Consider the following 11,804-nt stretch of genomic DNA (forward strand, 5'->3'; position numbering starts at 1 on the left):
GACACATCAAATAATCAAAAAAATGAGGTATCAAATTTATGAAGCAAAATCCGTTAAATATGATGCCCAACAACGAGGTGTAGTCATGGATAAGGAAACCACGGACATTCTGGAAAAACTGCTGGAGCGGAAACTCGAAAACGGGGAGAAAGAACGCCTGCAACGGATATAGGATACTCTACGCATCGGTCCGAATGACGCGCTCTGGGCCATCATCGCGGCTATGGAATATCCGCGCATTTATTATGAGGAACTACCGGAGAAAATCCGCGCCGTCACATCCGGAATTTTTGAGGACATTGCCGAGGCTTCGGAAAAAGAGGTTGCGCTGGCGCAGAGCCGCCTGGCGGAAAGCGTAGTGAAATAGGCGGAAAGTCTGTCTCGAAAATATCATATCATATCCATACATGGATGACATGGGGAGCCGCCGCATCTTTTTTACTGCTGCTCTACGGAAGTCTCCTGCTGTGGGTCGGATTCCGGCTTGGTTCGAGGCAGGTGCAGCCGCCCGCCCTGTTACGGATGCCTGCGGGAATCATTCTGGCCGCAATCTGCCTCTGCTGCGGCATCTTTTTCGGGATGCTCGCCGCAAAAAAATTCTCCGAAGAAAATCGGGTCTGGCGTAAATTCCTGCTGGCGGCAATCGCCTGCATCGCGTCGGGAGGATGTATCATCGCATTGACTTTGATATAATATTCCCTCTTGTCTCATACATAAAAAAGATGCCGTGCGATAAAAATCTTCACACGGCATTCTCTTTTTTATCAAGAGCGAATACAAGCAAAAAACTTTCACAGCAAGAGCATTTATGGAATCAGATTCAAAAATATTTTCTTTTTTCCTTAGAGAATGTCCGGCATACACCTTGCTATGCAAGTTTTCTCCAAAGAATGCAGGCCAGAGCAAGGTAAAGCAGCCCCATAAAATTGACGAGGTAACAACAGTAGCGAGTGCGTAGGCTCCGAAATCCCTTCGACCAGGCGAATGTCCGTTCCACTACCCAACGGCGGGCAGGATTGCTCCGGCGTTCACGGACTTCTTCCCAACGGCTGCGGATATGCTCCTCAAATCCGTTAACATAGACTTCCTCGCTGACTCGCGGATAATCATACCCCTTGTCCAGACAGAGGTGTCGAACTTCAGCCCCCAGAAACCAGCCACCCATTTTCCGAAAGTTTTTCAGGGTTTCTCCTATCAGGCGGCTGTCATGTATATTGGCGCCTGTGGCCGTCACTCCCAACGGAATACCCTGACCGTCCACATGAAGATGGATTTTGCCGCCGCTTCGTCCTCTGTCCGTCGGGTTGCGTCCGAGCCCCTCAGCCGCTGATTTTTTGAGAGCGCGTCGGCGCTTGCAGCAAGGTGCCGTCCATAGCTTGCCATTGGGCATCTACACCGACTTTTTCCCCATATTCCGCAAGGAATATACGAAAAATCTCCGCCATGACACCGGCTTTGCTCCAGCGTTGGAAGTGCTCGTGGACAGTGCTTTTTGCGCCATAGCAGGCGGGAAGCATGGCCCATTGGCATCCACTCCGGCATTTGTAGAGAATCCCGGCAAGAATTATGCGCTGTGAAATCGGCTTGCCGCCGCCACTTCTTTTTCGCTTGAATGGTGCAAGAAGGGGCTCGATACGTTCCCACAGTTCCTCAGGCACATCACGAAAATCTGTCTGTTTCATGAGACGAGCTTACCTTTTTTTAAATCAAAAAACATGCCGGACATCCTCTTAATAAGCTCTATGTTACCGGAATAAAACCTTCAATAGCGTATGCTTTCAGCAAGTATACAACAATTCAACAGGACAGGAGAAAAACATGACACAGGCCGTCCTTCTTTTCCCATGCGGAACCGGCGCAAACACCCCAATGCGGCTTATACGGGTTTGCCGTAGTTTTATGGTCCATCGTCAATCTTTTATCAGGAGAACGCCGCATGGTTCGCCGCCGTCCGTCAGTTTCCTCCGCAAGCTCGCCGTCTTTGCCGGTCAAAAGGAACAGCGGGCAACCGGAGCGCAACACCTTCAATTTTGATGGTTTTGTTTCATCTGTCTACCTGCCGCATATCCGCTTGCGCAAACGGAGCTGGAGCGTGGATGAACGCATTGCGCGGCAGCATTTATCCCCGACGTTCGGAGCGCGGGAACTTGCCGACATACAACGTCACGAAGTGGAAGACTGGCTGCACGGACTGTCGTCCAGCGGTTTGGCTCCGGCCACCTGCAACCGTATTCTGGCGGCCTTCAAGACAATCTGCTCTCTGGCCGTAATGCGTGGTCTTCTGCCCGCAGGACAATCCCCATGCACGGGAGTCTCGCCTTTCAAAATCCACGCGCAGCGGGAACGCTACCTCTCGCGGGATGAGGCACAACGGCTCATGCGGGCGCTGGAAAAAAGCGACCGGCAGGAGTCCTTTGCCATCCGCCTGCTTCTGCTGACCGGCGCACGCAAAAACGAAATCCTCAAAGCGCGCTGGGAACATGTCCGTCTGGATCAGCGCCTGCTCACCGTGCCGCTGTCCAAGTCCGGCAAGCCGCGCCATATTCCGCTGTCCGACGAGGCCATAGCGGTTATTCGCGCCATTCCACGCCAGCCAGGCAATCCGTGGCTGTTTCCCGGCCGTGCTCCGGGAAAGCCCCTCAGCGACCTCTATCTGTTCTGGAACAAACTCCGGCGGGAATTGGGACTTGCCGATGTGCGTATTCACGACTTGAGGCACACCTTCGCCTCGTTTCTGGTCAATGCGGGGCACTCTCTCTATGAAGTGCAAAAACTGCTGGGGCACGGCGATCCGCGAACCACCATGCGTTATGCCCATCTGGGGCAGGCGTCATTGCTGGCGGCGACTGAGACAGTGAGCTGCTTTTTCATCCCGTCCAAACGCGGCAACAGCGGACAGGGCCTTTTTCTTCCTCCCGCCGGGAGAAATCCTTTTTGGGAAACGGCGCACCCTGATTGCATAGGGAGAGGATACAAGGAAACAGGACAACGTGCCCCATGAAAAGATAGCCAACCGTAAATGAAAAAGGAGGGATGGAGACTTTTCTGGGTAACTTTGGGTGCCTTCTGACTTGTCGGGCTGTCTTCGGACATGTGCGGACTGCTCATCGACAGGCACACTGTCGATGATGTTTAGAAAATCAATATAGTAGGGTAGGCTTGTTGGCAATATCTGTTTTTGGAAAAAAGTTCCCATATTTTGGACCTGAAAAAACTTTGTAAAGTCATCAGGTTATAGCTTTCTGGTTTTTCTTTTTTCCGCAAAAAATCGACAGTGTGCCTGTCGATAGTATTGCTGACAGAAGAATTCAAATTTCCCTTGAAGAGAGTGGTAATCCACGAATAAAGGAGATTATAATGACTTGGAATAATTTACCAATATCCAGGAAGATTGCTCTTCTCATGGGAACCTTGCTCGTTGTCATCTGCGGCCTCATGGTTACATCATACATAACCGTCAACCGCTTGGTTCGGGGAACCAATTCGATCAATGAAACTGAAACGATTTCGACGATCATGCTACTACGCGAGATTGACCACTTGAAATGGATTACTTCATTGCAGCGCTTTATTTTTGACGAAGATATGAAGGAATTGGATATTCAAGTGGATCACCATAAGTGTACTTTGGGCAAGTGGTACTACGGAGAAGACCGCAAATCCGTTGAAAACCGTTTTCCGCAGTTACGTAAAATTCTGAGCGAAATGGATGAACCACATGCCGCTTTGCATATGTCTGCCGATGTTATCCGAAATTTGAAAAACGAAGGCAAGTTCCATGATGCGAAAGCGTATTATATGGATGTTTCCTTGCGGAGTCTCGGAGAAGTGCAAAAACTTCTTTCCGAGTTGAATGACGCCATGCGGAAGGAAAAGGCTGCCGGCCTCGAACAGATGCGGATCGCCGAATATCATTCTCTCGTCGAGTTGGGCCTGGCAGGCGGCTTGGGTATTATTCTGACGGCGGTGATCCTTCTGGTCATTTCGCGGACAGTGACAGCGCCTATTATCAGGCTTGCGACGTACGCCGACAAAGTTGCCGCCGGTGAGTATAGTGCCCATTTCGATTGCGACACCGTCAGAAAAGATGAAATTGGGCGGCTGGCTTCGTGTACCGGGCGTATGGTCGACAGCATGGTGACGGCATTGCGCCGGGCTGACGAAGAAGCGATGGCGGCACAGGCAAGTTCCCGCAAGGTGGAAGAGGCGCTATTACGAACAGAGGAGGCGCAGCGCGAAGCGGAAACAGCAAGGCATAACGCCATGCTTACCGTCGTGGGGCATCTTGAAGATGCGGTGCATATCGTTTCTTCCGCCTCCACTGAACTGACCACCCAGGTTGAGCAAGCTAGCCAAGGCGCGTCCGAATCAGCCAATCGCCTGTCCGAAGCGGCCACGGCCATGAATGAAATGAGCGCCACCGTGCGGGAAGTGGCCAGGAACGCCGGTTCCGCTTCCGCCGTCTCCGCTGAAACCAGAGAAAAGGCCGAGGCAGGCGCGCGGGTGGTGGAAAAGGCCGTGCGTAGCATCGAAGAAGTTCATCAGTTGTCCCTGGACCTCAAGGCGGACATGGCTCAGCTCAACGAGCACGCCCGGGATATCACCCGGATCATGGGCGTCATCTCGGACATCGCGGACCAGACCAACCTGCTGGCCCTCAACGCGGCCATTGAGGCGGCCCGTGCGGGAGAGGCCGGGCGCGGCTTTGCCGTGGTGGCCGACGAGGTGCGCAAATTGGCTGAAAAGACTATGACCTCCACCCAGGATGTGGGCAACGCTATCAAGGCCATTCAGGAGAGCACGGCCAAAAGCATGACCGGTGTGGACAACGCTGTGGAACGTATCGGCGAGGCCACGGAGCTGGCCAATCAGTCCGGTCATGCCTTGCAGGAAATCGTGGCCACCGCGGAAGTCACCAGTGATCAGGTCAACGCCATAGCCACGGCCAGTGAGGAGCAGTCCGCAGCTGGCGAGGAGATCAACCAGTCCATTGTTCAGGCCAACGACAGATCCCGCCAGACTGCGGAGGTCATGATTCAGGCCGCCCAGGCGGTGTCCGATCTGGCGGCTCAGGCTCAGAGACTTATGAAGTTGATCCGGGATATGAAAACAGCCTAAGTGAGGTTTGACATGACTGTGGGAAAGAAAATCAGTGGTGGATTCTGCATTATCCTGTTATTGACTCTTGTGCTGGGATATCTTGCTATAAGTGCAATGCAGGATGGAGTAAAAACGTCTGAAAATATCAGCAAAGATCGTGTTCCACGTTTTACTGTTGCGTCTTCTTTGGAAAGCGATATTTTGGAATATGCCAGACTGTATTTCATGTTCGAGACATACAAGAGTGATGAATATATCGAAAAACTTGAAAGACAAAATGAGATTATTAAAGATGACATTATAAGACTGCAAGAATTGCAAAATAAACATCCATATCCAGATACAGGCGTTTTTTTGGACAAATTTCCCAAAGATCTGGAAGCATATCTGGAGGTTATGCGTTCATGTATTGTTTTGATTCAAAGCATTCAGGAAAACAATGTTGCCGGACTGCGGGCGGGTAAGGCCTCTGAAGTGAGCTTGGAAAAGTTGATCGCTGCTCTCGGCAGAGACTCCCGTTTTCTCATGGAAGCGGGGCAGGGCTCTCAGGCCGCCATACTTACGCAGTATATGTCCACTGTTTCCGCTGACCTTACGGATGTGGGCAATCTCATCAAGGACGCGCTGGTCGCCCAGACTATGAATGATGAGGCGCTATTTTCCAAACTTGGAGAGAAAAGCGCGGTCGTCATTAAACACCTTGAGGAGTTGCGGGGAAAATTTGACAGGCGGGAATATAGCGACCTGTTGGAACAGTCCATCGCCGCCTCACAGGGTATGGGCAAGCAAATTGAACAATTGCAGGCAATACACAAGCAACTGAGGGAACATTCCAAAAACAGGCTTGAATTGTACAATTCCCTGAAACAGCAGACCCTCAGTCTGAGCACGGCTGTTGCCGACAACACCCAAAATGAGGTGAACAGGGCTGCGGAAACGCTGAGCGCTTCCACAACGCAGACCATCATAATTTTGATCGGCGTCTTGGTTCTCGGCATCGGCGCCTCCCTTTTTATCACCAGGATGATCGTCAAGCCTCTGGTGGTCACCCAGGCTTTCGCCAAGGCTGTTGCCGACGGCGATCTGGAAAAAAAACTGGATATACACGGCACTGATGAGATCGGCATGCTGGCGGATGATTTGCGCCAGATGGTGACCAGCCTGAAGGAGAATATCAACGAGGCCCAGAGAAAATCCCGGGAGGCTCAGACAGCCATGGAAGAAGCCAGGGAAGCCATGGGCCGGGCGGAAGAGGCTGCCCGCAGGGCTGAAAACGCCAAGCGGGAAGGCATGTTGGCCGCCGCCGGGCAACTGGAAGGTATGGTGGATATCATTTCCTCTGCCTCAACGGAGCTTTCCTCCCAGATCGAGCAATCGAACAGAACCGCCGCGGAGTCCGCGCGGCATCTTTCCGAAGCGGCCACAGCCATGAACGAGATGAACTCCACGGTTCAGGATGTCGCCAAAAATGCCAGCAACGCCTCAGGCGCTTCCAGCGACACCAAGCAGAGAGCCGAAGCGGGGGCACAGGTTGTGCACGAAGTGGTGCGGAGCATCGGCGAAGTTCAGAACGTATCCATTCATTTGAAAGAAGAGATGGAGCAGTTGAACGCCCATGCGCAGGCTATCACTCAGATCATGAGCGTTATTTCCGATATAGCCGATCAGACCAATCTGCTGGCGCTCAATGCCGCCATTGAGGCGGCGCGGGCCGGTGATGCCGGGCGCGGCTTCGCTGTGGTGGCCGATGAAGTGCGCAAGCTGGCTGAAAAAACCATGTCCTCCACCCAGGATGTAGGCAACGCCATCTCGGTTATTCAGGAAAGCACTGCCAAAAGTATGGAGGCTATGGACAACGCGGTGTCGCGAATTTCTGACGCCACGGAACTGGCCAATCAGTCCGGCGCGGCCCTGCGGGAAATTGTCAGCACGGCGGACGACACCTTTGACCGGATCCAGGCCATCGCCACAGCCAGCGAGGAGCAGTCCGCCGCCAGCGAGGAAATCAACCGTTCCATCATCACGGTCAACGACATGTCCAGGCAAACAGCCAGCTCTATGACGGAAGCCGCCAAGGCCGTGGCTGATCTGGCCGCGCAGGCGCAGTCCCTTACCGGGCTGATCCAGGAAATGAAAAAAGCATAACGGACTCTGGACATCCTACTGCTGGTAACCGAAAAAGGTGTGCTCCCTCAGGGAGTACACCTTTTTCGGCTTGGCCGCGCCGAGCGCAGGCGGTCAATAAAAAGAAGCTCCTGTGTACTTCGTCTTATATCCTATCCTTTCCCTTCGCACAATGCGAAAAGAATAAAGCCGATTACTGGATATCTACCCCAAGTGAAACACGGATCCTCTTGAGGCTTTCTGATTCTTCTCTGCCCACAATCAGCCCTTATTTAACAACATCAACCACACATTCAGTTGATTTATTTAATTTTTTAAAAAATTTAAGAAGTATATAAATTGGCCACTGCCCGGCCTGATTTCTCCATGCTACACACGATTCAATCCCTTTTGAGTCTGTCTTAGCCATTAATAAGGAGAAGTTATGTTGGAGCTACTGACCAAGAAAGAACAAGATGTTGTCAATCTACTGATGAAAGGTACAACACCAAAAAAAAATTTCTCATGAACTGTACACATCACACAAACTTATACACCTGCATCTTTCTCGTATCCGCAAAAAGTTTTCTGTGCATACTACGATAGAAATCATGCGTTGTATCGGGGATATGATGGATTACCCCAAGTACCCCATAAAACTTACACCTCGCGGAGCGGAAGTATTTCGACTGTCTCTCGGCGGATTCAGTACCACAGAAATCGCCAACTGCCTGAAAATCACACGAAGTGGCGTCCGGCGGCATAGAGAAAAAATGCTCATGGCAAATGGATGTAATTCCATACTGGAATTGGTTGCAAAATATTACGGGACATACGCTGAGTAATATTCTCAAGGATGTTTCATGGAAGCTGACGGACGTACTATTATCATTTCCACGCCGGAAGAACTATTTCCCCTTATTACGGAAGCCGTGCAACTCGCCGTTTATGAGAATACCCGAAATACTTCTAACGGCCCTCCTCAAAAGTTGCTTGCTCCCAAGGATGTGGAAAGGGAGTTTGGCATTCGCCAAAAAACGCTCGCCTACTGGCGTCAGGAAGGTATCGGCCCAGCCTATACGACCTTTGGCAGGCGCGTCTTCTATGAACGCGCTGTACTGGAAAAGTATATTGCCTCTGGACGTATCCAAACTTCGGAATCAAGATGATGGATTTTTCAGGCCAGCATATCCCCTATGATGGAGAGCTTTTCGTTTTCCTGTCCGGGGAACAGATGAGCATACCTCATCGTCATGGTGATATTCTTGTGGCGCATGAGTTTTTGCAACTCCATGAGCGTGACCTTGCCGGACTGCGCCAGCCAGGAGGCAAAAGTATGCCTCATGGTATGCAGGGTGACTGCGTACAAGCTGTCACCGTCTTTCGGAGCCAGTCCGAGCTTTCTGACGGCGGTCTGGAAGCAGGCGGGCGTTTTCTCAAACGCCACCTTTTTGCGGGGCTGCTGGAAGATGGGTTCCACTGGCTTGCGCCTGTACGCCTGAAGCATCCGGATCATATCTTCCGGTACACGGACGAAGACACGTTTTCCCCCTTTCTGAATGATATAAAGGCCGCAGGCGTTGGCATCCACGTCCTGCCCACGCAGCTTGAAAATCTCCGTGGGCCGGAGGCCCGTTCGCAACGAGAGCAAGGCCATGTCGTGCAACTGCGGATGACGCTTTTCGAGATCGTCCAGAAGAGCCTTAGCCTCTTCTTTGGTCAGGAAGCGCAATCTTTCATTGTTGGCCTTGACCATCTTCCATGTGCCGCCCTTGGTGGACAGCGGATTGACCCCATTCCATACGCCGGTGGCGATGGCACGGTTTATGGCGGAACGCATGAACGAGAAGATATTGTTCACGGTCTGCCCGGCCAGTGTTTTCCGCTTCCCTGTTCCGGGGTTGGAACTTCCTGCGCCCTTTTTCCGCTTTGTATTCCCGGTAGGCGTTTTCAGGAGCTGCGCCTTGAGATTGGAAAGCAGATTCGGGTTCAGTTCAACGACAGGGAGAGCATGAATTTTGGCCTTGAGATGGGCGCTGTATTGGCTATAATGCTGGTCAACATACTTTCCTTCGCTTCTGCCCCAGGCAAGGTAGGCATCAACGATCTCCCCGATGGTGATTTTATCCCGTTCAATGGGATTGACGCCGGTGGCCTCAAACTCGGCAAGGAATTTTGCCCGCTCTTTTCTGGCTGTGGATGGGCGTATGCCTTTACTGTGTCTGCCGACGGTTTTCCAGTGGCCTTTGCCTTCGTGGTCAGCGTACCAGAAGGCATAGATGAGATCGGGCTTGCCTGTGCGCGGATCACGCTTGGCGGACTCGCGGCAGAAAACGCCCTCGAACTTGGTTTTTATGTATTTTCGGCTAGTTGTGCTTTGCATGAAAGCAGGATAGCCAGTGAAATCTATTTCTGCAAGATGCTTATCCAGAACTTATCCAAAATGGATTTTTGGGATAAAAATCTTGAAGATAATTTATTGAATTTATTGATTATTTATCTCTTACTACTGGCGATATGTGACCGAGAGAGAGAGAGAGAGAGAGAGAGAGAGAGAGAGAGAGAGAGAGAGAGAGAGACGTTCTGACATTTATAAAAAAGAAGGCTGTCCGGCTTTGGCCTATGCTGATGATTTCGTATATCCCAGTTATTCTTCTCGGTGAATTTAAAATAATTCCAGATACCCTGAATTTAATGTTTATCAGTCACGGAATGGGCTTTATTAAAACATGGCCTACAAACCATGCCTCCTGGTTTATTTGCGTCCTCTTTTTTACCCTGCCGATCTTCTTCTTTATGCTGGCCAATTATAAAACTAAAAATGTGCTGTTCTCCTGTTCAATCATAGCAATTTTTGCCTTTTGTGCTATATCACGCGCTGAATCTGGTTTTCCTTCTTCCGCTGCCATAAAAAGTTTGCCGTTTTTGACCAATGGAGTTGTCAGGGCTCTTGGAGGAATTAGCGTTGGAATCTTGCTGGGATACTGCTTGAAGACCTTTTCCCCGCCAAAAATTTTATACTGCCGCCTTTTTAGAATACTCTTTACGGTAATAGAAATTACTCTTCTATGTGTCTGGATACAATACATGTCATTCCATAAACCTGCTGGTGAAACGGTATTTTTTCAGATTCTCTTTATTGCTATTTTTGTTTTATTTTTGTATCAATTCGGGTATTTTTCATCATTGATAAATAGAAAATGTCTATCGTATCTAGGAACACTTTCCTATCCTATATATCTTTTGCACTTTCCTGCATTTCATTTTTTAAAAAAATATATTTTGATACATTGTCATCAGCTTAATGAATTTCTTATTCTTTTCATCATTATGGGGGTGTGTATGGGCTTTGCCGTGCTGGCGCAGCTTTTCTATGAATTGTGCGTAAGAGTTTTTGCCAGGGCAAGAGCGGCAGTTTCGGTGCGGGGTGCGGATGTCTAACCTGCGAGGAAGTTCACCCCTGCATGCACGGATTATTGCATACTGCCCTGCCGTGTTACAGCAATCCTAAAATTGTTTTCAGGGATTCATTCAGCAAGGCCATATCACCTGATGAAACGTCGCATATTTTACGACCAAAACGCCTTTTGTCCGCAACGCAAAGCTGGTCACATACAGCGACAGAATTTTTCCCAAGGGAAGGAAGAGAAACCACGATGGGAGGATGCGGTTTTGCCGATGTGGACAACGGCAGCACAACTATGGTTCCCCTGGCCTTGTTCAAGGCATTGACCGTAAGGATGACGGCCGGACGACATTTCTGGATTTCCATTCCTTCAGACGGATCAAAGTTGACCCACCATACTTCACCACGCCGCATCTATGTGCCCTCCGACCTCTTCCTGGCCGCGAATGCCGTCAGCAATCAACCCTTGACGCCACTCACTCATTTCTGCGTTCAGTGTGGCATCCCGCTCAACTTCAAGGGCAAGAAGGTACAGAGGATCATCGTCTTCGGGCAGTGCCTGCTCTATCAGCTTTGTCACAAAGGCACTGCGCTGTCTTGGAAGAACCGCCTGCTTGAAGCGGGCCGCCAGAGGATCAGGGATACGAAAAAGCATTTGCATGACTACTCTCCTTTTTTGTTATTGATAGCAATATCAATATCAAAAGTCAATGCAGCCGCCAAGCATTTTTTAGACCTTTCCATTCCCGCCTTCGTCATGGAGGACTGTCATGGCCTCGTCTGACCTTCCCGCCACTTCGGAAGTCCTGCTCCCGACCGATGCCGGCAAACATATTCCGGACAATTTTCAGGGTCAGAACTGGGATACTCGGGGTACAAGTCACGGCGGTTCAAAGGGGCTGTCCTTCTTTCAGGCAGCGATTCCGGCCTGCATCGGTTTCAGCATCAACCTCGGCAATTACGTCTGGGAGCTGGGTACGAACTACTTTGTAGAGCACGGCGAACAGCTTACTGTAAGGCTCCGGATCAGAACGTCACCCACTATGCGGACATCACCAACAGTGCGCTAGAATCGTTGACGCTGCAATACTACCTGAACGAACGGCGCGAGCTGAATATCACGCCTGGCGGAGACCGAAACTATAAGGAAAGGGATGACCTCTACACGCGCATGGTCGGCGCACAGCAGTAGGGA

General features: G+C 50.7%; 15 protein-coding genes. 9 read left to right on the top strand and 6 right to left on the bottom strand.

Translation table 11 applies throughout. From position 1 onward, the window contains the following. Window positions 1-223: 223 nt before the first annotated feature. Window positions 224-367, top strand: a complete 144-nt coding sequence (locus Q0Z94_RS09480; protein WP_298069114.1) for a hypothetical protein — start codon at window positions 224-226, stop codon at window positions 365-367. A gap of 149 nt (window positions 368-516) precedes the next feature. On the opposite strand, the gene Q0Z94_RS09485 is transcribed toward Q0Z94_RS09480, so the two are convergent. From Q0Z94_RS09485 to Q0Z94_RS09490, 3 genes are read right to left on the bottom strand one after another with little or no spacing between them, the layout of a single operon-like run. Beyond that, the gene (locus tag Q0Z94_RS09485) at window positions 517-876 is read right to left on the bottom strand and encodes a hypothetical protein (protein ID WP_298069116.1); all 360 of its coding nucleotides are present in this window, start codon (window positions 874-876) and stop codon (window positions 517-519) included. After that, window positions 869-1,390: an IS5 family transposase gene (locus Q0Z94_RS11880; RefSeq protein WP_366517606.1), complete on the bottom strand. Its 522-nt coding sequence runs from the start codon at window positions 1,388-1,390 to the stop codon at window positions 869-871. Before Q0Z94_RS11880 ends, Q0Z94_RS09485 begins: the two co-directional genes overlap by 8 nt. Then, window positions 1,320-1,682 (bottom strand): transposase, encoded by a 363-nt coding sequence (locus Q0Z94_RS09490; RefSeq protein ID WP_298069118.1) that lies wholly within the window; start codon window positions 1,680-1,682, stop codon window positions 1,320-1,322. The genes Q0Z94_RS11880 and Q0Z94_RS09490 overlap by 71 nt, the downstream gene beginning before the upstream one ends. 254 nt (window positions 1,683-1,936) lie before the next feature. Here Q0Z94_RS09490 and Q0Z94_RS09495 point away from each other — a divergent pair, with 254 nt between their 5' ends. From Q0Z94_RS09495 to Q0Z94_RS09510, 5 genes are all read left to right on the top strand, one after another. After that, a complete protein-coding gene (locus Q0Z94_RS09495; protein ID WP_298069120.1) occupies window positions 1,937-3,001 on the top strand; it encodes a site-specific integrase in 1,065 nt (354 codons plus the stop codon). A 356-nt stretch (window positions 3,002-3,357) separates the two neighbouring features. Next, window positions 3,358-5,118 (top strand): methyl-accepting chemotaxis protein, encoded by a 1,761-nt coding sequence (locus Q0Z94_RS09500; RefSeq protein ID WP_298069122.1) that lies wholly within the window; start codon window positions 3,358-3,360, stop codon window positions 5,116-5,118. Between the two features lie 12 nt (window positions 5,119-5,130). Continuing rightward, window positions 5,131-7,245 (top strand): methyl-accepting chemotaxis protein, encoded by a 2,115-nt coding sequence (locus tag Q0Z94_RS09505; RefSeq protein WP_298069124.1) that lies wholly within the window; start codon window positions 5,131-5,133, stop codon window positions 7,243-7,245. Window positions 7,246-7,835: 590 nt separating this feature from the next. Next, complete coding sequence (locus tag Q0Z94_RS11885) at window positions 7,836-8,048, top strand: helix-turn-helix transcriptional regulator (protein ID WP_366517608.1); 213 nt, start codon at window positions 7,836-7,838, stop codon at window positions 8,046-8,048. 18 nt (window positions 8,049-8,066) lie between these two features. Next, on the top strand, window positions 8,067-8,372 hold the full coding sequence (locus Q0Z94_RS09510) for a hypothetical protein (protein WP_298069126.1): 306 nt from the start codon (window positions 8,067-8,069) through the stop codon (window positions 8,370-8,372). A gap of 8 nt (window positions 8,373-8,380) precedes the next feature. On the opposite strand, the gene Q0Z94_RS09515 is transcribed toward Q0Z94_RS09510, so the two are convergent. Beyond that, complete coding sequence (locus Q0Z94_RS09515; protein ID WP_298069128.1) at window positions 8,381-9,586, bottom strand: site-specific integrase; 1,206 nt, start codon at window positions 9,584-9,586, stop codon at window positions 8,381-8,383. Window positions 9,587-9,646: 60 nt separating this feature from the next. Between Q0Z94_RS09515 and Q0Z94_RS09520 the strand changes: the two genes are divergently transcribed. After that, window positions 9,647-9,790 carry a hypothetical protein gene (locus Q0Z94_RS09520; protein WP_298069130.1) on the top strand — a complete coding sequence of 48 codons (144 nt, stop codon included), beginning with the start codon at window positions 9,647-9,649 and terminating at the stop codon, window positions 9,788-9,790. Between the two features lie 35 nt (window positions 9,791-9,825). Further along, complete coding sequence (locus Q0Z94_RS09525; protein WP_298069132.1) at window positions 9,826-10,644, top strand: acyltransferase family protein; 819 nt, start codon at window positions 9,826-9,828, stop codon at window positions 10,642-10,644. A gap of 55 nt (window positions 10,645-10,699) precedes the next feature. Here the strand turns inward: Q0Z94_RS09525 and Q0Z94_RS09530 are convergent, their stop codons facing one another. Together Q0Z94_RS09530 and Q0Z94_RS09535 are read right to left on the bottom strand one after the other, a co-directional pair. After that, a complete protein-coding gene (locus tag Q0Z94_RS09530; protein WP_366517607.1) occupies window positions 10,700-11,023 on the bottom strand; it encodes a type II toxin-antitoxin system PemK/MazF family toxin in 324 nt (107 codons plus the stop codon). Continuing rightward, window positions 11,010-11,270: a hypothetical protein gene (locus Q0Z94_RS09535; protein WP_298069135.1), complete on the bottom strand. Its 261-nt coding sequence runs from the start codon at window positions 11,268-11,270 to the stop codon at window positions 11,010-11,012. Before Q0Z94_RS09535 ends, Q0Z94_RS09530 begins: the two co-directional genes overlap by 14 nt. Window positions 11,271-11,379: 109 nt before the next feature. Between Q0Z94_RS09535 and Q0Z94_RS09540 the strand changes: the two genes are divergently transcribed. Continuing rightward, window positions 11,380-11,679 (top strand): hypothetical protein, encoded by a 300-nt coding sequence (locus tag Q0Z94_RS09540; RefSeq protein WP_298069137.1) that lies wholly within the window; start codon window positions 11,380-11,382, stop codon window positions 11,677-11,679. Window positions 11,680-11,804 lie beyond the last annotated feature (125 nt).

Origin of the sequence: uncultured Mailhella sp. (assembly GCF_947631555.1) — a bacterium.
Lineage (GTDB): Bacteria > Desulfobacterota > Desulfovibrionia > Desulfovibrionales > Desulfovibrionaceae > Mailhella.